Below are 22715 nucleotides of genomic sequence, written 5' to 3' on the forward strand. Positions count from 1 at the left end.
TGAGCTTGCGCCCTGGACCTGCTTTACCCTGCCGTTGCGAGTGCATAATCTCGGACTGCCGGCTTGAGGAAGCCGGCGCTCGGTTGGGAGGCTGAACATGCTTGAGCGGCGGGAGAGCTACGAGGCGCTCTATCGGGATTTCCAGTGGAAGATTCCGGACCGGTTCAATATTGGCACCGCGATCAGCGATCGGTGGGCCGAGGAGTTTCCGGATCGTATCGCGCTTTTCGACTACCAGCCCGACGGGGAGCCGCAGACGCTTACTTTCGGTGCACTGGCGGAACAGTCAAACCGCTTTGCCAATGTGCTGAGAAATCTTGGCATAGAGCGCGGGGACCGGGTCGGCCTTTTGCTGGCGCAGGGCTTCGAGACTGTCATCGCCCATGCTGCCATCTACAAGCTTGGTGCAGTCGCCGTGCCGCTCGCGCTGCTCTTCGGTGCTGATGCGCTTGAGCATCGGTTGCAGAGTTCGGGGGCGAAGCTTGTCGTTGCAACATTGACAGGGGCGAAGAAGCTTGCGCCGTTGCGCGACGCTCTGCCCGAGCTTCGGCAGGTTGTTACGGTCAGTGAAGGGAACCGCGAGTCGAACGACTTCTATCCCCACCTCGCCGACGCCTCTCCCAATTTCGTGGCCGAGGCCACCACACCCGACGACCCAGCCCTGATGATCTTCACCTCAGGCACCACAGGTCCGCCCAAGGGCGCGCTTCACGGGCACCGGGTTTTGTTGGGCCATATCCCCGGGGTCCAGTATCACCATGAGTTCTTGCCCCAGGGAGGCGACCGGCTCTGGACGCCAGCCGACTGGGCATGGGCCGGTGGGCTTTTGAACATCGTCCTTCCGGGGCTCTATTTCGGCTTGCCGGTCGTTGCGGCAAGGCTTGGGCGCTTCGATCCGGAGGCTGCGTTGACGCTCCTGGAGCGGATGCAGATACGCAACGCCTTTATCCCGCCAACGGCCTTGCGCATGCTGAAGGCTGTTCCGGACATCTCCAGCCGCTTCAAGCTGTCGCTCCGCAGTGTCGCTTCGGGCGGCGAGGCGCTGGGCCGCGAGACCTACGAGTGGGCGCGGCGGGAACTTGGGCTGACTATCAACGAATTCTACGGCCAGACCGAGTGCAATATCGTGCTCTCATCCTGTGCTGCGCTTGGTGTGACACGTGCCGGAGCGATCGGGCGACCGGTGCCGGGTCACCGTGTGGGGATCATCGACGCAAACGGCAATGAGTTGCCTGTTGGAGAGGCCGGCGACATTGCCGTAAGACGGCCGGACCCGGTCATGTTTCTCGGTTACTGGCAGAACGAGGACGCGACCCGTCGCAAGTTCATCGGTGACTGGATGACGACCGGCGATCAGGGCATGTTCGATGAAGATGGTTATGTTCACTTCGTCGGACGTGACGACGATGTCATTACGTCTGCAGGCTACCGCATCGGACCGTCGGAAATCGAGGATTGTATCGCGGCGCATCCGGCGGTGTCTCTCGCCGTTGCCGTGGGCAAGCCCGATCCGCTGCGTACCGAGATTGTGAAAGCCTATATCGTTACCAACAAGGGTCATGCGCCTTCCGCCGAACTGGCCGATGAGATCCGGCTATGGGTGCGCGAACGGTTGTCGGCGCACGAATATCCCCGCGAGCTGGAATTCGTGGACGAAATCCCGCTCACCACCACCGGCAAGGTGATCCGCCGCACCTTCAGGGAAAAGGCGCGCAGGGAGGTCGAGGAAGCGCAGACCGGCTGAACCTCAGCTCAGCTTCGACGCAGCATGCGCCGCATGCGGTTTCGAAGGATGCGCAGCGTGTTTCGTGCCTCGCGGTGGAAACGGATATTGGTCGCCGCCTGATGTGCTGCCTTTTCAGTACCCGGAACAAGACCGATGACGAATGTGCCGATGCTGCGGCGCTCGCTCCAAAGGCGGCTCATCACCGGATGATCGGGGACGGCGCAGGAGTCGGTCGCGATGATGTTCGGGTCATCAAGATGATTGCGCGTGACGTCGATCATCAGAAGTGTGCCGGGTGAGTAGCTTGCATAGTTCTCGTCGTAAGCGGTCTTCCACGTATAGGCGATGCCGGATTCGATGAAGACGACAAGGCAGGCGATGGGCTGATCGTCCAGCGTCAGCATGTGAATGCGGCAGAGGCCGCGCTCGGCAAGCCGGTCCACGGCTTCACGCGCAAAGGCAGCCCGGAAGCGGTCGACTGCCATGGCCGTGCGTTCCCGTCCCTTCCAGCCGGAAGCTTCGAGTGTCAGAAACGCCTCGATGCCTTCGCGGATCTCCTGCGGTTGGCGCGCGACGCGATATTCCAACTTCCCCTTTTCCTCAAGCCTGCGACGCAGACGGCGGAATTCGCGGAAATGGTGGGAGCGCAGGCTCTGGCGCAAATAGTCGTCACCATCCAGATGGCTCTCGAGGAACGGGCGCTCGACCTTGTTGGACATGACCAGCGGCAGGTTGCGCGCTTCGGCAACGCTGCGGAGTACCGCGGCGAAAGGACCGTCGAGCCGTGTTTCCGGCAGAACCAGGACCTTTGGCAAGCCCAGATGAGGACGGGCGAGCATGGAGATGAAGTCCTCCACCACGCCCGCGGGATCATCGCAATCCACCAGCGGCGTTCCCAGTGGGCCGAACGGGTGTGACCAGGTTCGCATGATGGACGGGCCGACCCCCATGGCGGGACGTTCGACGGAGAACGGCACGAGGAGGCGCAGACGGCTCTTGATCTCGTTTCCGTCGCGGATGACGGCGAGGCGCACTTCGCGGTCTTCGAGGCGCGGCATGGCCGGTGCGAGGAAGCGCGGGTTGAAGAAGATGTTCGACTCGATGGCGCGTGCGGCAAGAAAATCAAGCTCTTCGACCAGATCGAAACCGGCAGTTGCTGGATAAACCGCCAGACGGCGAGTTGGTCTTTCGCTTGCCGTAAGTTCCAGTTCGGCACCTTCACCGACAATGTCGAAGCCAGCAAAGGTTCCGATCATCGGGCCAGAGGCGCTGCCGCCGGTTTCTTCGATAATGGGTTTGGCTACCATTCTTCCAGTTCCTTGGTGCTGGCGCGCGGCCAGGAGGCGCGCATGGCAAGTCCGAGCTTGCGGTATACGGTGACAGCCAGGAGCAGGGCCTCGCAAAGCATCGCGATCGAGGTTGCAATGGCTGCCCCCCACAGACCGAAATGCGGGATCAGGAGCATGTTGAGCGTGACATTCAGTGCGAGCATGAATGCGTAGATGCCCGCACATGCATTCTGCTGCCCGCTCATGGTGAGAAGGCTTTCTGCAGGGCCGACACATGCGCGCGCGACAACCGCTGCGACGAGCAGCAGCAGAAGTGGATAGGCGGTCGTGAATTCCGAGCCGAACAGCATCAGAATCGGCTTGCCCAGCGCCAGAACGACGAGACCCATAGCCAGCGATGGCCAGAAGGTCCAGTTCACGCTCTGGCGCACGAAGCGGGCGAGCGCTGCGTGATCGCCGGCGTGGATCAGAGTGGCATAGCGCTGTGCCACGCCTGCTTTCACAGCGAAATAGACGAAGTGGACGAGCGCCAGCGTCTTCACCGCGGCATAGTAGATTGCCACATCTGTCGGCTGCATGTAGCGACCAACCATCAGCACATCGGCATTGGTCTGCAGGAAGAAGATGCTTTCGACGAGAAAGATCGGCAGGCTGACGGCAACCCAGTCGCTCATACGGAAGCGTTGCGGCTCGGTGATCTTCTCGGTGCGCTGAACGCGCATGCCGATGGCTTGCGCGATGGTGGTGAGCCACGTCGCGAGTATCGCTGCCAGAACCGCGTTTTCCGCGTCCGGCTCGTATCCAGCCAGATGGATCCCAAAGAGGAACAGGAGCAGCAGCACCGGGCGCAGCACATAAGTCGGCGCGAGCGCCAGAAGCGGCCAGGCATTGGCACGTGCAATGCCCTGCAGCTGGTCGCCCAGCGCGATCATCGGCAGGCAGACGAGGCCGAGATAGAAGGGCAGGATGTAGTAGCGTTCGATCTGTGCCTCGAAGAGCCAGAGCCCGAACCAGCCAGCGGCCATGAATGCCGATGAGGAGAACAGGACGAAGATCCGGCTGGCATTCACCATGCCCCGAAGCTCTCCGAACATGTTTTTTGCCCGGTATTCCGGAATGAAGCGTATCACGGAGGTGTGAAAGCCAAGGCAGCTGATATTGCCCAGGATGATCACCGTCACCCAGACGAGCACGAATATCCCGTATTCGAAGCCGCCCATATAGCGCGCCAAGAGCACCTGGCTTGCGAAGGCGATGACCGCGTTGATGATGCGCAGGCTGAAGGCTATGAGCGACATCCGGCCGGCCTGGCCGTTGCCATTGGCGGAGGCGAGCATGGCATCAAGACGTTGTGCGAAAGGATAGGCGCGCGCAGCAAGCCGCTCCGGAAGGAAACGTTCAGCCGTTGTCGCTGCCGAAAAGCGCACCCAAACCCCCACAAATCCAATCGATACCACCTGCAGGTAGCAGAGAGGATTTAAGAAACAGTTGGATGCATGGCCCCAAAGCCATGCATGTCGGCAAAGCACCGAGCCTTACGGCAAAGAAAAAGGGCGCGCCGAAACCGGCACGCCCTTTTATCAGTTCGGCAACTCAGCCTCAGGCAAAGGCGCCGTGGCAGTGCTTGTATTTCTTGCCGGAGCCGCAGGGGCAGGGCTCGTTGCGCGCCACCTTGCCCCAGGTCGAGGGATCGTTGGGATCGCGCTGTTCCGGCGCGACGACCTGCGTCTCGTTGCGCGCAAGCGTCATCGTGTCGCCGCCGAAATCGTCCTCGCCGGTAGTGGCGTCGATATGGTGTCCTTCGCCTTCCGGCGTCTGAGGCGGCGGTGCGTCGGCAGCCTCGCGAACGAGTTCGACGCGCATGAGCTGCTCGGTGACGGCGGTGCGCAGATTTGCGAGCATGGCCTGGAAAAGCTCGAAGGCTTCGGACTTGTATTCGTTCAGCGGATCACGCTGCGCATAGCCTCGGAAGCCGACGACCGAGCGCAGATGGTCGAGATTGACCAGATGCTCGCGCCACAGGCCATCGAGCGTCTGCAGGAGAATGGATTTCTCGACATAGGTCATGATGTCGGGGCCGAAACGCTCCGCACGGTCGGCGGCGGCCTTGTCGGCAGCCTCGGTGATGCGCTCGCGGATATCGTCTTCGGCAATGCCTTCCTCGGCAGCCCATTCATCGACCGGCAGGTCGAGATTGAGCGACTGGCGAACGGCCTTCTTCAGACCTTCGACATCCCACTGCTCGGCATAGGCCTTTTCCGGAATATGCGTCGCCACGAGATCATCGATCACGTCGTGGCGCATTTCCGCGACGGTTTCGGTGAGGTTTTCGCCGTCCATCAGTTCCAGACGCTGCTCAAAGACCACCTTGCGCTGGTCATTCATAACGTCATCGAATTTCAGGAGGTTCTTGCGGATATCGAAGTTGCGCGCTTCGACCTTCTTCTGCGCCTTTTCGAGCGCCTTGTTGATCCAGGGGTGGACGATGGCCTCGTCTTCCTTGAGGCCGAGCTTCTGCAGCATTCCGTCCATGCGGTCGGAGCCGAAGATGCGCATCAGGTCATCCTGCAGCGACAGGTAGAACTTCGAGCGGCCCGGATCACCCTGGCGGCCAGAACGGCCGCGCAGCTGGTTGTCGATGCGGCGGCTTTCATGGCGCTCGGTTGCCAGAACGTAGAGGCCACCTGCGGCCTTGGCCTGTTCCTTCAGCCGCTGAACGTCTTCGCGGATCGCCTTTTCCTTCGCATCGCGCTCGGGGCCTGCCGGCATGTCGCCCAGCTCTTCCTCGATGCGCATGTCCGGATTTCCGCCAAGCTGGATGTCGGTACCGCGGCCGGCCATGTTGGTGGCGATGGTCACGGCACCGGGCTTGCCGGCCTGTGCAACGATCTGCGCCTCGCTCTCATGGTGGCGGGCGTTGAGGACCTGGAACTCCTTGATCCCTTCCTTGAGGAGATGCTCGGCAAGAAGCTCGGACTTCTCGATAGAGGTGGTGCCGACCAGAACGGGCTGGCCTTTCGCCTGAGCTTCCTTGATGTCGCGTACGATGGCGCGGTACTTCTCCGTCACCGTGCGGTAGACTTCATCATCCTCATCCATACGCTGGATGGGAAGATTGGTCGGGATCTCGGCAACGTCGAGGCCGTAGATATTGCCGAACTCTTCCGCTTCCGTGGAGGCCGTACCGGTCATGCCGGCCAGCTTGTCATACATGCGGAAATAGTTCTGGAAGGTGATGGAGGCCAGCGTCTGGTTTTCCGGCTGGATGGACACGCCTTCCTTAGCCTCGAGCGCCTGGTGCAGACCTTCCGAATAGCGGCGGCCGGGCATCATGCGACCGGTGAACTCGTCAATGATGACGAGTTCGTCGTTGCGCACGATGTAATCCTTGTCGCGCTGGAAAAGCTTGTGTGCCTTCAGCGCATTGTTGAGGTGGTGCACGACGGCGACATTCTCGACATCGTAGAGAGCCTCGCCCTTGAAGAGGTCGGCCTCGCGCAGCATGTCCTCGACCTTTTCCGTGCCCTGCTCGGTAAAGGTGGCGGTGCGCTGCTTCTCGTCTATCTCGTAGTCTTCCTCGGTGAGAAGCGGGATGAAGCTGTCGATCTTTGCGTAGAGCTCGGAGCGATCATCAAGAGGACCTGAAATGATGAGTGGCGTGCGCGCCTCGTCAATCAGGATCGAATCGACCTCATCGACGATCGCGAAGGCATGGCCGCGCTGCACCATCTGGGCGCGCTCATATTTCATGTTGTCGCGCAGATAGTCGAAGCCGAGTTCGTTGTTGGTGGCGTAGGTGATGTCGCAGGCATATGCCGCGCGACGTTCCTCATCGGACATTCCGTGGACGATGATGCCGGTGCTCAAGCCAAGAAAGCCATAGAGCTTGCTCATCCACTCGGCATCGCGACGGGCGAGGTAGTCGTTCACGGTGACGACGTGCACGCCGTTGCCAGGCAGCGCGTTGAGATAGACGGGCAAGGTGGCGACAAGGGTCTTGCCCTCACCGGTCTTCATCTCGGCGATGGAGCCTTCATGGAGAACCATGCCGCCGATAAGCTGTACATCGAAGGGGCGCATGCCCAGCGAGCGCCGTGCGGCTTCGCGGACGACAGCGAATGCCGTAACGATAAGATCATCCAGCTTCTTGCCATTGGCGAGCTGCTCGCGGAATTCGGCAGTCTTGCCTCGCAGCGCCTCGTCGGAAAGCGCTTCCATTTCCTTTTCCAGATCGCCGATAGCAGCGACCTGAGGACGAAGCTTCTTGATGCGGCGATCATTGGAAGAGCCAAAAATCTTGCGGGCAAAGCCGCCGACACTGACCATCATATGGTCCTTTCAAATCTCGTAAGACCGGCAGGATTGCCGGCCGGATCCGCCAGAAACGCGCCCCAACAGCAAGGCCTACGCATAGGGTTGACCCGGAATTGTCTTCTGGACGCAAAGTTGTTGGAGAGATAAGAGGGGCATTCCGCGATGTCAACGTCGCGCGGAGGGCTTGGCGGCCCGCAAACTTCCGCCATATATACATGGTTTCAGACTGTTCAGAGCCCTTACGAACAGGCCACCAGTCACACTTTCCGGGAGTAGTTCATGTTTCTTTCCACCCACCGCACCCTTGTTACGCGCGCAGCCGTTGTGGCGCTGGCCGCAAGCCTTTTTGCAGGTTCGGCCGTCGCGCAGGACGACAAGGTGGTGGCCACGCTGAATGGCGAAGAGATCACCGAAGCTGATATCGCAATGGCGCAGCAGGAGCTCGGCCAGCAGTTCGCGCAGCTTCCGGAGGACCAGCGCCGTGCAGCCGCACTTTCCGCGATAATCGATGTTCGCGTCTTTGCCGATGCCGCAGAAGAGCAGGGCCTGCACGAGAACGAGGAGTTCAAGAACCGCATCGAATTCCTGCGTCAGCGCGCTCTCCACAGCGCCTATATCGAGCAGTCGGTAATGAACGAGATTACCGATGAGGCCGTGCGCGCGCGTTATGACAAGCAGATCTCCGAGATGAAGCCGGTCGAAGAAGTTCGCGCACGTCACATCCTCGTAGAGACCGAGGAAGAGGCAAAGGAAGTCATAAAGCAGCTTGACGATGGTGGCGACTTTGCCGAGATCGCCAAGGAGAAGTCGAAGGATGGCGCTGCCGCTGAGGGCGGTGACCTCGGCTACTTCACCAAGGGTCGCATGGTTCCGGAATTCGAAGAAGCCGCTTTCGGTCTCGAGGCCGGCAGCTATTCCAAGGAACCGGTCAAGACGCAGTTCGGCTTCCACGTGATCAAGGTCGAGGACAAGCGCAACCAGCAGCCGCCGGCATTCGAGCAGGTTCAGAACCAGTTCCGTTCGGTTGTCTTCCGCGATCTCTATGTAGAACAGCTTGCCAAGCTGCGCGGTGACGCCAATGTCGAGATCGAGGACGAGGCGTTGAAGGGGCAGGTCGATACGCTTCTGCGCCAGCAGCTTGGTCAGGCTGAGCCTGAGGCTGAAGGCGAAAAGGCCGAATAGGCAGCGCTTTCGTTTAGCAGCGCAATACGGAAACCGCCGGCACTGACCGGCGGTTTTTTCTTGTGCAGGTCAAAAGGCCGTATCGGTGCGTTGCGGCTGTCGACCATGCTTTGACCTTGCGTGAAAGCTTGCAATCAGGCACACGAAACCGCAGTTTCACAAGCCTTTCGGATCAGCTCATGTCTGACGCTATTTCACCCCTTGCGCCCAAGTCCTATCCCAAAATGCCGGAAGTCGCCGGTGTGCGTATCGCCACCGCCGAGGCGGGTATCAAGTATAGGGGCCGAAAGGATCTTCTCCTGATGGTCTTTGATGCTGGCACCGAGGCTGCCGGTGTATTCACGCGTTCGAAATGCCCATCGGCTCCCGTTGAGCTTTGCCGGCAGAACCTGTCTGGTGGCAAGGCTCGTGCGCTTGTTGTCAATTCCGGCAATGCGAACGCCTTTACCGGCTCGAAAGGCCGTCAGGCGACTGCGGCCACGGCCAAGGCTGCTGCGAAGGCTGTCGGGGCGGAAGAAGGCGAGATTTTTCTCGCCTCGACCGGCGTGATCGGCGAGCCGCTCGACGCGGGCCGCTTCACCCATCTGCTCGACGGCATGGCAGCAAATGCTGCGCCAGCGGGGTGGAGCGACGCCGCGCGTGCGATCATGACTACCGACACTTTCCCGAAAATGCTGAGCGCGCGCGTGCGCTTCGGTGACAGCGAAGTCGTGCTGAACGGCATTGCAAAGGGTGCAGGCATGATCGCCCCGGACATGGCGACCATGCTTTCCTTCGTGGCGACGGACGCGCCCATTGCGTCGCATGTCTTGCAAGATCTGCTGTCGAAGGGAACGGCAGGATCCTTCAACTCGGTCACGGTGGACAGCGACACCTCCACCAGCGACAGCCTGATGCTTTTCGCCACCGGCAAGGCGGCTGACAAAGGTGCGCCGCGCGTTGAAGATGTGAAGGACCCGGTGCTCGTGCCTTTCCGGCGAGCACTCAACAAGATGCTCAAGGAACTCGCTCTCCAGATCGTGCGCGATGGCGAAGGTGCGCGCAAACAGGTCGAGGTAAGGGTCACCGGTGCGAAATCCTCACGTTCGGCCAAGCGAGTGGCGCTCTCGATCGCGAATTCTCCCCTGGTGAAGACGGCGGTGGCGGGTGAAGACGCAAACTGGGGCCGCGTCGTCATGGCGGTCGGCAAGGCTGGTGAACCAGCCGACCGCGATCTTCTTTCCATCTGGTTCGGGGATATTCGCGTGGCTCACAATGGCGAGCGCGATCCTGGCTATTCGGAGGAAGAAACCTCCGAATACATGAAGAGGGACGAGGTTGTTATTCGCGCCGATCTCGGTCTTGGACGCGGCAAGGCGACGGTCTGGACCTGTGATCTGACCAAGGAATATGTCGCTATCAATGGCGACTACCGGAGCTGACGCCGCCCGTGTCACCGAATGCTCCAGAGAAATTGGCGATGATCCGGCGCTTCGAGGCGGCGGGCTTTCGCGCATGGCCGGCCAACAAGGTTCGCTTCGACGGGACATGGGCGATCCGGATGACGGCCAGTCATCCTGCACGCAGGCTCAATTCGGTCAATCCGCTCGATCCGGGCGATGCCAAGCAGATTTCCGACCGGGTTGAGCGTGCGCGCCGACTTTTCGAAGCATATGGGCGGACACCCACCTTCCGCATATCCCCGCTTGCTGCCTCTGCGATCAGCGAATATCTCGATGATCGCGGCTGGCAGAAGGGTGGGCACTCGGTTGTGATGCGGATGCCGCTCACTGACGGCACCGTTTCCAGCGCGATGAACCAGATCCCGCTCAAGGATCTCCATCGCTTCGTTTCCGCAGCGCTGCGTGTTCACGATTACGGGCAGGAGTTGAGGCCAGGCTTCACCGAAGTGGTCAGTGCCATCAAGGCCGAAGCCGGATTCTTCGTGCTTGAGGAAGGAGCGCGTTCACTGGCGACAGCCATCTGTGTTCATGATGGGGCGCTGGCGGGTCTGTTCGAGGTGGCCACCGCTTCGGGTGAGCGGGGCAAGGGCTATGGCCGCCGTACGATCCTTTCCGCCTTGAAATGGGCGCGGTTGCGTGGCGCGTCCACGGCATGGCTGCAGGTGGAACTCGACAACTTGCCTGCGCTGAAGCTTTATGAGCGGCTCGGTTTTGCCGAGGCCTATCGCTACCACTACCGCCAACCGCCGGAGCATTGACTTGGCAGAGACTGATACGCCGAAGATTGAAAAGCCAATGGTGCTGGTGGTGGCCTGCGCACTCGTGGATGCTGACGGACGCGTGCTCATCACCCAGCGTCCGGAAGGCAAGACGCTTGCAGGACTGTGGGAGTTTCCCGGCGGCAAGGTGGATCCGGGTGAAGTTCCCGAAGAGGCTCTCATCCGCGAGCTGCACGAAGAGCTGGGGATCGAGACCAAGACGTCCTGCCTTGCGCCGCTGACCTTCGCCAGCTTTTCATACGAAAAATTTCACCTGCTCATGCCGCTCTATGTCTGTCGCCGGTTCTGGGGCATCCCGGAAGGCCGTGAAGGGCAGGCATTGAAGTGGGTGCGGCCCAACCGGCTTCGCGATTATCCGATGCCGCCTGCCGACGAGCCACTGATACCGTTTCTGACCGATCTTCTTTGAACTCAGCGTTAATCGTTCCTTTATCCACCCGTGACAATTTGAGCGTGCAAGGGACGTATTGGCGAGGGGCCGGCCTGGTGCCGGTGGTGGTTCATGGGTGTTTATGCCGAGTGGTCGCGGGATGAGGATGAAAGCTGGACGCGCACTGCGCGCAGCGGAATGCTGCGGGCCGCGCTACTGTTCGGGTCTGCAGGTGTTGCCCTGGCCCTTATCCTGACGCCCATTGCGGAGCGAAAGAGCCGCAGCTATGCTTTTGCCGGTGTCGATCTGATGTCGACCGGTACCGTGGCAAAGCAGCGCCAGGGCACCTACACGATCAGGCGCAGCGTTCTTCAGACACATCCGGATGAACTTTGCATCATTCGTGCGAACGGGTCCCGTTCCGGCGTGTGCTGAGAATCCGCCCGCCCTGTTAAGCTTTCTTAACAGTGTTCAAGTAAGCTCGTTCGCGTATCTGCTATCGAGGTAGTCATGTTCAAGCGTTTCCTCAGGCACGAATCCGGTTCCACTGCGATCGAATATGCTCTGATCGCCGGGCTCCTGGTTCTGGCAATCGTTGCCAGCGCTACCGAGTTGGGGCGTGTCGTGGGCGACAGCTATGACAACACTGCCACCAAATTGAGCGAAGCGAACAAGCGCTGACCGCGCTGTCGCTATTTCTCCAGGACGCTCTTCAGGGATACTTTCGCACTTCCGGGCTTCAACGGCTTTTGCTGCGATTCATGCGGTGCCCAGCCTGAAAGCCATATGATGTTGAAGCTGGCGCGGATGCGGCCGTCCTCGTCAGCGAATTTCTGCGCATAGATCTCGGCAGCACGCATGAACAGCGCGCGGGTGGCCGGTAGGCGGCTGCGTTCGGTCAGGACGCTTGTGGCACCCATGGCGCGCAGGTCGCGGACAAGCGCGAACATGTCGTCGTAACGCACGACCAGATTTTCCACATCGGCAACAGGCAGGGTGAAGCCCGCTCGCTGGAGAAGTGCGCCGGCATCACGAACATCGGTGAAGGGATATACCCGCGGTGCTGCTCCGCCGGAAATTTCGGTCTCTGCCTGCAGGAGCGCGCTGCGCAGCTCCTGCAATGTTCCCGCTCCCACGAAAGCGCCCAGAAACAGGCCGTCCGGGCGCAAAGCGTGCCGGATCTGGAAGAGGAGGCCCGGAAGATCGTTCACCTCATGCAGCGCGAGCAGCGAAACGGCGAGGTCAAGGCTCTCCGTTTCAAGGGGCAGAACTTCATCTTCTGCGACGCGCACACCTTCACCCGCCTTGGATGACGCCTCAACACGCAACACCTCATCCACCTTTCCGCTGGCTTGCAGTGCCGCGGCAGCATCGTCGGTCATCGAGAAAATGCTTCCCGCAACGGGGAAGCGGCGCTCCACCGTATCAAGGCGCTCGCCCATATCTTCAGCCACCCTCTTCATGAGAAAGCGTGCAGAGGGATCGCCCTGTTTCAGGGCGCGCAGTTTGCGCTGGATGCCAAGCTTCCTGTCGAAGAGTGTCTGCATTAATGTGCTCCTTCGGGTGGCGCGGACATGGCACAAATCCGGGGATGGTGCAAAGGTGGGCGCGAGCAATTCATATGGGTGGGACTCGTGAGAGGCACCAGAGCAGCACTGGATGTTGTGGGACGGCTCTTTTTCCCGCCGGTCTGTCTGGGCTGCCGCAACCTCGTGGCTGCACCGGGCACACTCTGTTCCTCATGCTGGAAGAGCCTGCGGTTCATCGAACAACCATGGTGTCCGGTCTATGGCACGCCGTTCGAGCATGAGATGCATGACGGGCATCTTTCCGCGGAAGCGATTGCCAATCCGCCGCCCTTCGACAGCGCGCGGTCTGCCGTTTCGTATACAAGCATTGCACAACATCTGGTGCGGGGTCTGAAATTCGGTGACAGGACCGACCTCGCGCCCTGGATGGCCCGCTGGATGCACCGTGTCGGGGAGGACCAGTTTGGGGAAAACGCGGTTATCGTGCCGATCCCGCTGCATCGCAGCCGGTACCTCAAGCGCCGGTTCAACCAGTCGGCTGAGCTCGGCCGGGCATTGGCTTCAATCTCCGGTCTGCAATTTGCGCCGCAGATTCTCATCCGGAAACGCATGACGCGCCAGCAGGTCGGACTGAAGGCTTCGCAGCGGTTGAAGAATGTGCAAGGAGCCTTCGCGGTGCCGGATGAGGCCAAGGCCTCTCTGGTCGGGCGATCCGTGGTTCTGGTTGATGACGTCTATACCACGGGGGCAACGGCATTTTCAGCTTCCAGGGCGCTCAAACGGGGCGGCGCCGGCACGGTTCACGTGCTTACATTCGCAAGGGTATTGCCAGAAGACTTTGCCATGGAAGACCGCGAACTTATATAAGGCGCAACAATGAAGGAGCGGTCGATGACTGATGTGACGATCTATACGCGCATGGGATGCGGCTACTGCGCCCGCGCCAAACGCCTGCTGGAAAGCAAGGGCGTCGAGTATACGGAGCATGATGCGAGTTTTTCGCCAGAGTTGCGTCAGGAGATGATCCAACGCTCCAATGGCGGCAACACCTTCCCGCAGATTTTCATCGGCGACACGCATGTGGGCGGTTGCGACGAACTTTTCGCCCTGGAGCAGGCGAACAAGCTCGATCCCATGCTGAAAGGCAGCGCCGACTGATGAGCAGGGTAAGGGTCGCTGCACTCCAGATGCGCTCGGGCAAGAGCGTCCACGCCAATATCGAAAATTTCGAAGCATTGGTGCGTGAAGCCGCCGATGCGGGTGCGTTCTATGTTCAGAGCCCGGAGATGACAGGTATTCTCGTGCGTGAGCGCGAAGAGCTCATCAATCGCATCTCCTCCCAGGATGAATGCCCGCTTGTGAAGAAGGCGTCCGAACTGGCTGCCGAACTTGGCATTGCTGTTCATGTGGGCTCCACAGCGATCATTGTTGGTGGCAGAAAGGTTGCCAATCGCGGCTTCCTTTTTGGCCGCGGCGGTGAATTGGTGGCGACTTATGACAAGATCCACATGTTCGATGTCGATCTCGACAATGGTGAGAGCTGGCGGGAGTCCGCCACCTATCGACCAGGCGAAGTCAGCGTGGTTGCGGATATGGGTTTCGCGCGGATAGGCATGGCTGTGTGTTACGACCTGCGCTTTCCGGATCTCTTCCGGGCACAGGCTCTTGGCGGGGCAGAGGTGCTGACGGTGCCAGCGGCATTCACGCGACAGACCGGCGAGGCGCATTGGCAGGTCCTGACGCGCGCACGTGCCATCGAGAATGGTGCATTCCTCATCGCTGCAGCTCAGGGCGGGCGCCATGAGGACGGGCGTGAAACTTATGGACACTCGATCATCGTGGACCCGTGGGGGCGCGTTCTGGCGGAAGCCGACGGCGACGAGCCGGGCGTGATCATGGCCGAGATCGACCCTGCACTGGTTTCTTCCACGCGCAAGAAGGTGCCCAACCTGAAGAATGCCCGGGATTTCGAGTTGCGCGAGGTTCAGAGCCGGGAGGCGGTGGAATGATCCGCTTCAGTCTCGCTTGTGACAGCGGCCACGCATTCGAGGCATGGTTCCGCAATGGCGAGGATTTCGAAAAGCAGAAAGATGCAAGCTTGGTCTCCTGTCCATCCTGCGGTTCCATCGAGGTGAACAAGGCGCTCATGGCGCCTTCGGTTTCCACGGGCCGAAAGAAGGAAAAGATCGCATTGGCAATCGGCGAACAGCAGAAGCAGGCATTGGAGCAGCTCAAGGAACTGTCGAAGAAGGTGCGCGATAACGCCGAATATGTAGGCGACAAATTCGCCGAAGAGGCGCGCAGGATCCATTTCGGTGAGACCGAAAAGCGCGGGATCTATGGCGAGGCGAATCTGGAAGAGGTGAAGGAGTTGGCGGAAGACGGCGTGGAGATCATGCCTCTGCCGGTCTTCCCCGACGACCAGAACTGAGCAAGACGAGGGGCACAGGCCGCCCCTCACGCCTCAGATGCCTGCGGGCTTTTCCGCGAGCACCATGTAGTTGACATCCATGTCCTTCGAACGCTGCCAGCGGTCCGAGAGCGGGTTGTAGGTGACGCCGGTCCGCTCCCTGATCGTCAGGCCGGTGCGAGAGAGCGCGCTTTCCAGTTCCTCCGGCCGTACCAGCTTGTTGAACTGATGGGTGCCGCGGGGAAGCCAGCGCAGAACATATTCAGCACCGAAGATTGCCAGGCCCAGGGCCTTGAAGGTGCGGTTGATGGTGGCCACGAACATGATGCCGCCGGGCTTCAGCATCTCCGAGCATTTGTCGATGAACAGGTCGACATCGGCCACGTGCTCCACGACTTCCATATTGAGGATGACATCGAACTTCTCACCCTGTTCGGCCAGCGCCTCTGCCATGGTGGCGCGATAGTCGATGTCGAGGCCGCTTTCCGCAGCATGCAGGCGGGCTACCTCGATATTCGTTTCGGAAGCGTCGGCGCCGACCACCTCTGCACCCAGGCGCGCCATCGGCTCGCATAGCAGACCGCCACCACAGCCGATATCCAGGATGCGCAAGCCGGAAAGGGGCTTCGTGCCGCGCGGGTCACGGCCAAAATGGGCAGCGACCTGGTCGCGGATAAAGGACAGGCGGACAGGGTTGAACTTGTGCAGCGGCTTGAACTTGCCGTTCGGATTCCACCATTCCTGTGCCAGAGCCGAGAAACGCTCGACTTCGGCCTCGTCCACGGTCGATGGGGTTGCTTCGGCCATTGGTCCTGAAATCTCCTCTTGGCGTCATGCATCAAGTCGTTCTCGATGACGTGAAAGTCAAGCGTGGCGATCAACTGTGTGAGCCGTACCGCAGCGGCACTGAAGCTTGCTTGCAGATATTATGCCTTTTCGATAATGAAACCGCGGCCAGCGGTTGCATTGTCATGCTGGTCATGAGCCTCAAGGCTACGTGGGTTTCCTGGACAAGAAGGTACAGCATCTCTCATGGCGCGCATCGTGATGAAATTCGGCGGTACATCCGTCGCCGATATCGACCGCATCCGTAATGTGGCGCGTCATGTCAAACGTGAGGTGGATGCAGGCCACGAGGTGGCGGTCGTTGTATCGGCCATGGCCGGCAAGACAAACGAGCTTGTCGGCTGGGCGCGCGAAGTTGCACCGCTGCATGATGCGCGCGAGTATGACGCCATCGTCGCTTCGGGTGAGCAGGTCAGCGCCGGGCTCCTCGCGCTTGCGCTCCAGAGCATCGGCATCAATGCGCGGTCCTGGCAAGGTTGGCAGATCCCGATCAAGACGGACAGCGCACATGGTGCGGCGCGGATTTCGGATATTGACGGTTCAGACCTCATCCGCCGCTTCGGCGAAGGCCAGGTTGCCGTTGTCACCGGGTTCCAGGGACTGGCGCCCGACAACCGGATTGCCACGCTTGGCCGCGGCGGCTCCGATACGAGCGCCGTGGCAGTTGCGGCTGCGCTGAAGGCCGATCGCTGCGACATCTATACCGATGTGGACGGCGTCTACACGACCGATCCGCGCATCGAGCCGAAGGCGCGGCGGTTGTCCAAAATTTCATTCGAGGAAATGCTCGAAATGGCGTCACTTGGCGCCAAGGTGCTTCAGGTGCGTTCGGTGGAACTTGCCATGGTGCACAAGGTGCGCACTTTCGTACGCTCTTCATTCGAGGATCCGGATGCACCGGGCATGGGCGATTTCGACAATCCGCCCGGAACGCTCATTTGCGACGAGGAAGAAATCGTGGAACAGCAAGTTGTCACCGGCATCGCCTATGCCAAGGATGAAGCACAGATCTCCCTGCGGCGCGTCTATGACCGTCCGGGCGTCTCGGCCGGTATTTTCGGCCCTCTGGCCGATTCCAACATCAATGTCGACATGATCGTGCAGAACATCTCCGAAGACGGGTCGCGCACGGACATGACCTTCACCGTGCCTTCCGGCGACCTCGACAAGGCGCTCGTCGTGCTCGACAAGGCGCGCGAGACCATCGGTTTCGATGCGGTTCAGTCCGAAGCGGGGCTGGTGAAGGTTTCGGTCATCGGCATCGGAATGCGCAGCCATGCCGGCGTCGCGGCGACTGCTTTCAAGGCACTTGCTGAAAAAGGCATCAATATTCGGGCCATCACGACGTCCGAAATTAAGATATCCATACTAATCGACGGGGCTTACGCGGAATTAGCCGTTCGGACTTTGCATTCCGTCTACGGTCTAGATAAGCAATAATAGAAACAATTCGGATAGTGACACCGCATTCGGGCATGGCTGTTGCCGCGCCCGGATGGCTGTAAAGTTGAGGGCCGATGCGAGAAATGGCCGGCGGACCGCGCGTACTGCTCAAGCGGCTCCGCGAAATGATGGCAGAGGCACTCGAGCCGCAGGAACGGCTCGACCGGATCGTGCGCGAGATCGCGCAGAACATGGTTGCCGAAGTCTGCTCGCTCTACATCCTGCGCTCCGACTCGGTCCTCGAGCTATATGCAACGGAAGGTCTCAATCCTTCTGCTGTCCATCTGGCGCAGCTTCGCCTGGGACAGGGTCTTGTCGGCACAATCGCCGCCAGTGCGCGCGCGCTCAATCTGTCGGATGCGCAGAAGCATCCCGCCTTCGCCTACCTGCCGGAGACGGGTGAAGAGATCTATCATTCATTCCTTGGCGTGCCGGTTTTGCGGGCGGGACGCACGCTCGGCGTCCTGGTCGTCCAGAACCGCACCAAGCGACACTATCGCGAGGATGAGGAAGAGGCGCTGGAAACTGTCGCCATGGTCATCGCAGAGATGATTGCGACCGGTGACCTGGCGCGCCTGAACCGCGCCGGGATAGAGCTTGATCTGCGCCGGGCCGTGACGCTTTCGGGTCTCGCCTTCAATGACGGGGTTGGCCTTGGCCATGTGGTGCTTCACGAGCCGCGCATCGTGGTCACCAATCTCTTCAACGAAGACAGCGAGGAGGAGCTTGAGCGGCTGGAGGCTGCACTCAGCTCGCTTAGGCTTTCCATTGACGACATGTTGTCCCGCCGCGAGGTCGCATTCGAGGGCGAGCATCGCGCGGTCCTGGAAGCGTACCGCATGTTCGCGAATGATCGCGGATGGGTGCGTCGCCTTGAAGAAGCCGTGCGCAACGGTCTGACGGCGGAAGCAGCTGTCGAGAAGGTGCAGTCGGACATGCGTGCGCGCATGATGCATATGACCGACCCCTATCTGCGCGAGCGGATGAGCGATCTCGACGATCTGGCGAACAGGCTTCTTCGCCAGCTTCTGGGGCGCGGTCCGGACGCGCTCGCCGAGGCGCTGCCGAAGGATGCGATCCTCGTTGCGCGCAATATGGGTGCGGCAGAGCTCTTGGATTATCCGCGTCAGAAGCTGCGCGGGCTTGTGCTCGAGGACGGCGCACCGACCAGTCACATCGTCATCGTGGCACGCGCAATTGGCCTGCCGACGGTCGGTGAGGTGAAGGGTGCTGTCTCCATGGCCGAAAATGGCGATGCGGCCATTGTGGATGGCGAAGACGGCCAGGTGCATCTGCGGCCGCAATCGGACATCGAAGCAGCCTATGCAGAGAAGGTGCGTTTCCGGGCGCGGCGCCAGAAGATCTATCGTGAACTCCGCGACAAGCCATCCTGCACACGGGATGGCCAGGACGTGTCGCTTTACATGAATGCGGGGCTTGCCGTGGACTTGCCGCAGCTTGCGCAGTCGGGAGCGGAAGGCATCGGTCTCTTCCGCACCGAGCTTCAGTTCATGGTCGCCTCGACCTTTCCCCGTGCCGAAGCGCAGGAGCGGCTTTACCGCGAAGTGCTGGAAGCAGCCGACGGTAAGCCGGTCACGTTCCGCACGATCGATATCGGCGGCGACAAGGTTCTGCCCTACTTCAAGGGGCCGCAACAGGAGGAAAATCCGGCACTGGGCTGGCGAGCCATTCGATTGACGCTCGATCGCCCCGGTCTCCTGCGCACGCAGATCCGTGCCCTGTTGAAAGCCGCTGGCGGACGCGAGCTGCGTCTCATGCTGCCCATGGTGACGGAAGTCAGCGAGATACAGCAGGCGCGCGCCATCATCGATCGTGAGGTGCGGCATCTGTCGCGCTTCGCGCATCTGCTGCCCACCGAACTCAAGATCGGCGCCATGATCGAAGTGCCGTCGCTGCTCTGGCAGCTCGACGAGCTCATGGAGGCGGTGGACTTCGTTTCGGTCGGCTCGAATGATCTCTTCCAGTTCGTGACGGCGACAGATCGCGGCAATACGCGCATTGCCGACCGTTTTGATCCTTTGAGCGTGCCCTTCATGCGCATTCTGCGTCAGATCGTGCGTGCGGGGGATGCGGCGGACACGCCGGTGACGCTGTGTGGCGAGCTTGCGGGACGACCGGTTTCGGCTATGGCATTGCTGGGTATCGGCTTCCGCGCGATATCCATGGCACCGGCATCCATCGGCCCGGTCAAGGCCATGCTGACGGAATTGCCACTGGACAAGCTGCAAGCCGTCATGGATGAGGCACTTGCCAATCACTCGGCAAAGACCAATATCCGCCAGACGCTGCGGCAGTTTGCTGCCACGCACGAAATTCCTCTTTGAGTGACTGTTTGTAATGCCCGAACTGCCCCGCGACCGCATGGATCAGGTTCTCAAGCGTTTCGAGATGCTCGAATCGCAGATGGCGGCCGGGCCTGCGGCTGATGAGTATGTGAAGCTCGCTTCGGAATATTCCGAGTTGCAGGACGTCGCAGATGCCATTCGTGCGTTGCGGAAGGCGGAAGGCGAGCTTGAAGACCTGCAGTCCATGCTGGACGACAAATCCACCGATGCAGAGATGCGGGCACTGGCGCAAGCCGATCTTGAGGAGGTCGAGGAGCGTCTGGAGAAGCTGCAGGCCGACCTTCAGGTCTTGCTGCTCCCGAAAGATGCCGCGGATGACAAGAACGTCATTCTGGAAATTCGTGCAGGCACGGGTGGTGATGAAGCCGCCCTCTTCGCAGGCGATCTTTTCCGCATGTATGAGCGCTACGCCTCGGAGCAGGGCTGGAAGGTCGAGGTGGTTTCAGCAAGCGAAGGCGAGGCTGGCGGCTACAAGGAGATCATTGCGACCGTGGCGGGGCGCGGCGTGTTTTCGCGCATGAAGTTCGAATCCGGCGTCCATCGCGTGCAGCGCGTCCCGGCGACCGAAGCGCAGGGACGTATCCATACCTCGGCTGCAACGGTTGCGGTGCTGCCTGAAGCAGAGGATATCGATATCGATGTCCGACCAGAAGATATCCGCGTTGACACGATGCGCGCGTCAGGGGCAGGTGGACAGCACGTCAATACGACCGATTCCGCTGTGCGCATAACGCATATTCCGACTGGAATCGTGGTGGTGCAGGCTGAAAAGTCCCAGCACCAGAACAGGGCACGCGCGATGCAGATCCTGCGTGCACGTCTCTTCGACGCCGAGCGCAGCAAGGCTGCGGACGAGCGCTCGGAAGCGCGCCGTCTGCAGGTGGGAACGGGCGACAGGTCCGAGCGTATCCGCACCTACAATTTTCCGCAGGGGCGGATTACGGATCACCGTATCAATCTGACGCTCTACAAGCTTGATCGCGTCATGGAAGGCGATCTGGACGAGGTGATTGATGGACTTATTTCCGATCACCAGTCAAAGCTGCTTGCCGAAATCGATGGGTGAGGGCGAACTGCCCGATCGGCTTGGTTCACTTCTCGTGGCCGCGCGCAAGAATCTCGAAGCGGCTGACGTGGATGATCCTGCGCTTGAGGCGCGGATTCTGGTTGAGCATTTCACGGGCACGTCGCGGCTGGATGTGCTGACAAGCCCCGACCGACAAATTGGTGAAGCTCAGCGCAATCTGCTCAAGGCTGCGCTGAGTGAGCGCGTCGAGGGCAAGCCGGTTTATCGCATCATAGGCCGACGGGAGTTCTATGGACTTCCCTTCGATCTTTCCCCGGACACGCTCGAGCCAAGACCCGACACGGAGGCGTTGGTCGAGCTTGCGCTGCCGATAGTTCGGCGCGCAGCAGCGGAGCAGGGGAAGTGTCGTATCCTCGATCTTGGCACCGGCACCGGCGCTATCGCCTTGGCGCTTATCAACGCTGTACCGCAGGCCGAAGCGGTTGCGACCGACATTTCATCGGGGGCACTTGAAACTGCGCAGAGGAATGCCGACATGCACGGTAACGGCAACCGTTTCTTCACATGCCACTCCAACTGGTTCGAGCATGTGGAAGGTCGGTTCGACCTCATCGTCTCCAATCCGCCATATATTCCAACTACGGATGTAGAGCGACTGGATGTGGAAGTGCGTGAGCACGATCCGCTGCGCGCCCTGGATGGTGGCGCTGACGGACTCGATCCCTACAGGATCATCGCTGAACAGGCTGCAGATCATCTGGGCGACAATGGCCGTGTAGCCGTGGAAATCGGCTATACCCAGAAGTCGGATGTTGAGAACATCTTTACCAATAGCGGCTATGTCTTGGAGCAGATGGCGCGGGATCTGGGAAAGCGCGACAGAGCCATGCTTTTTCGTCCACTGCAATGTCTGGGACGGCCATGAAAAAAGACTTGGCAAGTCATTGTTATGCCGCTAGGTTCCGCCTGCCGGATGAGACGAAGCAGGCAGTGCCGTATTCGATTCGGTTCCCGCGGAAATGCTGCCAGGATGCGTCTTCGACGCTGTGCTTCGTGCGGGGCTTGTCAGGCAAGTGACATGAAAGCGGAATGGAATGGCCCTCGCGCTGCCAGGCAGCCGCGCCTTCCGCCACCAGGGGAAGCTTAGGACAGACCGCGCTGTAGCGCTCTTTCCGCTGATCATCACACAATTATTCACAAGACGATTTCATAGTTGTCTCAAACAAAGAGAATGGAATGAGGCCACAACAGCAGAACAGGCGCATGCGCGGACGCGGCGGCGGTAACAACAACCGCAAGGGACCAAATCCGCTGACACGCAGCTATGAGAGCAATGGCCCGGATGTGAAAATTCGCGGCACGGCTCAGCAGGTTGCCGACAAATACGCCACGCTCGCGCGGGATGCGCAGAGTTCCGGCGATCGTGTCATGGCCGAGAATTATCTGCAGCATGCCGAGCATTACAACCGCATCATCGCGGCGGCTCAGGCACAGCTTCAGCCTCAGCAAAACCAGCGCGATCAACGTGAAGACGGCGACGACGACGGTCAGGATGCGCGTTCAAGCGATGACGCCGAACCGCAGCAGGAAAAGCGTCAGCGCCGCGAGCAAACCGTTGATCACGGTTCCGCACCACAACCGGTCATCGACGGCACTCCTGCCGAGGTGGCCTTGAAGAACCAGCAGTCCAACGGTTCTGCCAATGGCGACGATGCCGGCGAAGGCGAGAGCAAGGCCGCAAAGCCTGCACGTCGTACCCGCCGCAAGCCGGCTGAAGATGGTGATGCGGGTGAAAATGCGCAGGCTTCCGGTGAGGAAGCCAGTGCGGAAGCCTCGGAAGAGAAGCCAAAGCGTGCACGCCGGGCGCGCACGAAGAAGGCCGACAGCGCCTCCGATGGCGAAGATGGCACAGCAGAGCGTGCCGAGACAGCAGAGCCTGTCGCGGCGGTTGAAGGCTGAAGCCTGCGCCCTGTATCGGTGTTTGAAAGCGGC

General features: G+C 60.4%; 21 protein-coding genes. 16 read left to right on the forward strand and 5 right to left on the reverse strand.

Annotated features, from left to right (window positions below; all coding sequences use genetic code 11):
* Positions 1–97: 97 nt before the first annotated feature.
* On the forward strand, positions 98–1744 hold the full coding sequence (locus EL18_RS15745) for an acyl-CoA synthetase (RefSeq protein ID WP_036486267.1): 1647 nt from the start codon (positions 98–100) through the stop codon (positions 1742–1744).
* Between the two features lie 8 nt (positions 1745–1752).
* Here EL18_RS15745 and EL18_RS15750 read toward each other — a convergent pair whose 3' ends face one another.
* The 3 genes from EL18_RS15750 to secA form a co-directional block, all read right to left on the reverse strand.
* On the reverse strand, positions 1753–3033 hold the full coding sequence (locus tag EL18_RS15750) for a GNAT family N-acetyltransferase (protein ID WP_036486269.1): 1281 nt from the start codon (positions 3031–3033) through the stop codon (positions 1753–1755).
* Positions 3027–4442, reverse strand: a complete 1416-nt coding sequence (locus tag EL18_RS15755) for a lipopolysaccharide biosynthesis protein (RefSeq protein WP_036486271.1) — start codon at positions 4440–4442, stop codon at positions 3027–3029. The genes EL18_RS15750 and EL18_RS15755 overlap by 7 nt, the downstream gene beginning before the upstream one ends.
* A 172-nt stretch (positions 4443–4614) precedes the next feature.
* Positions 4615–7341, reverse strand: a complete 2727-nt coding sequence (gene secA, locus EL18_RS15760) for a preprotein translocase subunit SecA (RefSeq protein ID WP_036486559.1) — start codon at positions 7339–7341, stop codon at positions 4615–4617.
* Between the two features lie 267 nt (positions 7342–7608).
* Between secA and EL18_RS15765 the strand changes: the two genes are divergently transcribed.
* The 6 genes from EL18_RS15765 to EL18_RS17680 all read left to right on the forward strand — a co-directional run bounded on the left by EL18_RS15765 (position 7609) and on the right by EL18_RS17680 (position 11783).
* On the forward strand, positions 7609–8511 hold the full coding sequence (locus EL18_RS15765; protein ID WP_036486273.1) for a peptidylprolyl isomerase: 903 nt from the start codon (positions 7609–7611) through the stop codon (positions 8509–8511).
* Between the two features lie 179 nt (positions 8512–8690).
* On the forward strand, positions 8691–9932 hold the full coding sequence (gene argJ / locus EL18_RS15770; RefSeq protein WP_036486275.1) for a bifunctional glutamate N-acetyltransferase/amino-acid acetyltransferase ArgJ: 1242 nt from the start codon (positions 8691–8693) through the stop codon (positions 9930–9932).
* Between the two features lie 38 nt (positions 9933–9970).
* The gene (locus EL18_RS15775; RefSeq protein WP_036486277.1) at positions 9971–10711 is read left to right on the forward strand and encodes a GNAT family N-acetyltransferase; all 741 of its coding nucleotides are present in this window, start codon (positions 9971–9973) and stop codon (positions 10709–10711) included.
* 37 nt (positions 10712–10748) lie between these two features.
* On the forward strand, positions 10749–11141 hold the full coding sequence (locus tag EL18_RS15780; protein WP_036486561.1) for a (deoxy)nucleoside triphosphate pyrophosphohydrolase: 393 nt from the start codon (positions 10749–10751) through the stop codon (positions 11139–11141).
* A gap of 93 nt (positions 11142–11234) precedes the next feature.
* The gene (locus EL18_RS15785) at positions 11235–11537 is read left to right on the forward strand and encodes a hypothetical protein (protein WP_036486279.1); all 303 of its coding nucleotides are present in this window, start codon (positions 11235–11237) and stop codon (positions 11535–11537) included.
* A gap of 75 nt (positions 11538–11612) precedes the next feature.
* Entirely contained in the window at positions 11613–11783 is a 171-nt protein-coding gene (locus tag EL18_RS17680) for a Flp family type IVb pilin (protein ID WP_081871263.1), read from the forward strand.
* An 11-nt stretch (positions 11784–11794) separates the two neighbouring features.
* Here EL18_RS17680 and EL18_RS15790 read toward each other — a convergent pair whose 3' ends face one another.
* Positions 11795–12649, reverse strand: a complete 855-nt coding sequence (locus tag EL18_RS15790) for a methyltransferase domain-containing protein (RefSeq protein WP_036486281.1) — start codon at positions 12647–12649, stop codon at positions 11795–11797.
* Between the two features lie 87 nt (positions 12650–12736).
* Between EL18_RS15790 and EL18_RS15795 the strand changes: the two genes are divergently transcribed.
* Genes EL18_RS15795 through EL18_RS15810 form a run of 4 tightly spaced genes read left to right on the forward strand, consistent with a single transcriptional unit; the run spans position 12737 to position 15062 of the window.
* Entirely contained in the window at positions 12737–13498 is a 762-nt protein-coding gene (locus tag EL18_RS15795) for a ComF family protein (protein WP_244444619.1), read from the forward strand.
* A gap of 24 nt (positions 13499–13522) precedes the next feature.
* A complete protein-coding gene (grxC, locus tag EL18_RS15800) occupies positions 13523–13789 on the forward strand; it encodes a glutaredoxin 3 (RefSeq protein ID WP_036486565.1) in 267 nt (88 codons plus the stop codon).
* On the forward strand, positions 13789–14640 hold the full coding sequence (locus tag EL18_RS15805; protein WP_036486283.1) for a carbon-nitrogen hydrolase family protein: 852 nt from the start codon (positions 13789–13791) through the stop codon (positions 14638–14640). The genes grxC and EL18_RS15805 overlap by 1 nt, the downstream gene beginning before the upstream one ends.
* A complete protein-coding gene (locus EL18_RS15810; protein WP_036486285.1) occupies positions 14637–15062 on the forward strand; it encodes a DUF1178 family protein in 426 nt (141 codons plus the stop codon). Before EL18_RS15805 ends, EL18_RS15810 begins: the two co-directional genes overlap by 4 nt.
* A gap of 33 nt (positions 15063–15095) precedes the next feature.
* Here EL18_RS15810 and ubiG read toward each other — a convergent pair whose 3' ends face one another.
* Positions 15096–15848: a bifunctional 2-polyprenyl-6-hydroxyphenol methylase/3-demethylubiquinol 3-O-methyltransferase UbiG gene (ubiG, locus tag EL18_RS15815; protein ID WP_036486287.1), complete on the reverse strand. Its 753-nt coding sequence runs from the start codon at positions 15846–15848 to the stop codon at positions 15096–15098.
* Between the two features lie 225 nt (positions 15849–16073).
* On the opposite strand from ubiG, the gene EL18_RS15820 reads away from it, so the two are divergent.
* The 5 genes from EL18_RS15820 (at position 16074) to EL18_RS15840 (ending at position 22682) form a co-directional block, all read left to right on the forward strand.
* The gene (locus tag EL18_RS15820) at positions 16074–17327 is read left to right on the forward strand and encodes an aspartate kinase (RefSeq protein ID WP_036486289.1); all 1254 of its coding nucleotides are present in this window, start codon (positions 16074–16076) and stop codon (positions 17325–17327) included.
* 77 nt (positions 17328–17404) lie between these two features.
* Positions 17405–19675 carry a phosphoenolpyruvate--protein phosphotransferase gene (ptsP, locus tag EL18_RS15825; protein WP_036486291.1) on the forward strand — a complete coding sequence of 757 codons (2271 nt, stop codon included), beginning with the start codon at positions 17405–17407 and terminating at the stop codon, positions 19673–19675.
* Positions 19676–19688: 13 nt separating this feature from the next.
* On the forward strand, positions 19689–20762 hold the full coding sequence (gene prfA / locus EL18_RS15830; protein WP_036486293.1) for a peptide chain release factor 1: 1074 nt from the start codon (positions 19689–19691) through the stop codon (positions 20760–20762).
* Positions 20755–21648, forward strand: a complete 894-nt coding sequence (gene prmC / locus EL18_RS15835) for a peptide chain release factor N(5)-glutamine methyltransferase (RefSeq protein WP_036486294.1) — start codon at positions 20755–20757, stop codon at positions 21646–21648. Before prfA ends, prmC begins: the two co-directional genes overlap by 8 nt.
* Positions 21649–21959: 311 nt before the next feature.
* Positions 21960–22682 (forward strand): DUF4167 domain-containing protein, encoded by a 723-nt coding sequence (locus EL18_RS15840; RefSeq protein WP_051914369.1) that lies wholly within the window; start codon positions 21960–21962, stop codon positions 22680–22682.
* Positions 22683–22715: the final 33 nt, after the last annotated feature.

The organism is Nitratireductor basaltis, assembly GCF_000733725.1.
GTDB classification, from domain to species: domain Bacteria; phylum Pseudomonadota; class Alphaproteobacteria; order Rhizobiales; family Rhizobiaceae; genus Chelativorans; species Chelativorans basaltis.

What these genes read in the sequence shown, in the direction of transcription:
- EL18_RS15745 (WP_036486267.1), top strand. Translation starts at nt 98, where the DNA reads ATGCTTGAGCGGCGGGAGAGCTACGAGGCGCTCTATCGGGATTTCCAG.
- EL18_RS15750 (WP_036486269.1), bottom strand. Translation starts at nt 3,033, where the DNA reads ATGGTAGCCAAACCCATTATCGAAGAAACCGGCGGCAGCGCCTCTGGC.
- secA (WP_036486559.1), bottom strand. Translation starts at nt 7,341, where the DNA reads ATGGTCAGTGTCGGCGGCTTTGCCCGCAAGATTTTTGGCTCTTCCAAT.
- EL18_RS15765 (WP_036486273.1), top strand. Translation starts at nt 7,609, where the DNA reads ATGTTTCTTTCCACCCACCGCACCCTTGTTACGCGCGCAGCCGTTGTG.
- argJ (WP_036486275.1), top strand. Translation starts at nt 8,691, where the DNA reads ATGTCTGACGCTATTTCACCCCTTGCGCCCAAGTCCTATCCCAAAATG.
- EL18_RS15775 (WP_036486277.1), top strand. Translation starts at nt 9,971, where the DNA reads ATGATCCGGCGCTTCGAGGCGGCGGGCTTTCGCGCATGGCCGGCCAAC.
- EL18_RS15780 (WP_036486561.1), top strand. Translation starts at nt 10,749, where the DNA reads ATGGTGCTGGTGGTGGCCTGCGCACTCGTGGATGCTGACGGACGCGTG.
- EL18_RS15785 (WP_036486279.1), top strand. Translation starts at nt 11,235, where the DNA reads ATGGGTGTTTATGCCGAGTGGTCGCGGGATGAGGATGAAAGCTGGACG.
- EL18_RS17680 (WP_081871263.1), top strand. Translation starts at nt 11,613, where the DNA reads ATGTTCAAGCGTTTCCTCAGGCACGAATCCGGTTCCACTGCGATCGAA.
- EL18_RS15790 (WP_036486281.1), bottom strand. Translation starts at nt 12,649, where the DNA reads ATGCAGACACTCTTCGACAGGAAGCTTGGCATCCAGCGCAAACTGCGC.
- grxC (WP_036486565.1), top strand. Translation starts at nt 13,523, where the DNA reads ATGACTGATGTGACGATCTATACGCGCATGGGATGCGGCTACTGCGCC.
- EL18_RS15805 (WP_036486283.1), top strand. Translation starts at nt 13,789, where the DNA reads ATGAGCAGGGTAAGGGTCGCTGCACTCCAGATGCGCTCGGGCAAGAGC.
- EL18_RS15810 (WP_036486285.1), top strand. Translation starts at nt 14,637, where the DNA reads ATGATCCGCTTCAGTCTCGCTTGTGACAGCGGCCACGCATTCGAGGCA.
- ubiG (WP_036486287.1), bottom strand. Translation starts at nt 15,848, where the DNA reads ATGGCCGAAGCAACCCCATCGACCGTGGACGAGGCCGAAGTCGAGCGT.
- EL18_RS15820 (WP_036486289.1), top strand. Translation starts at nt 16,074, where the DNA reads ATGGCGCGCATCGTGATGAAATTCGGCGGTACATCCGTCGCCGATATC.
- ptsP (WP_036486291.1), top strand. Translation starts at nt 17,405, where the DNA reads ATGCGAGAAATGGCCGGCGGACCGCGCGTACTGCTCAAGCGGCTCCGC.
- prfA (WP_036486293.1), top strand. Translation starts at nt 19,689, where the DNA reads ATGCCCGAACTGCCCCGCGACCGCATGGATCAGGTTCTCAAGCGTTTC.
- prmC (WP_036486294.1), top strand. Translation starts at nt 20,755, where the DNA reads ATGGGTGAGGGCGAACTGCCCGATCGGCTTGGTTCACTTCTCGTGGCC.
- EL18_RS15840 (WP_051914369.1), top strand. Translation starts at nt 21,960, where the DNA reads ATGAGGCCACAACAGCAGAACAGGCGCATGCGCGGACGCGGCGGCGGT.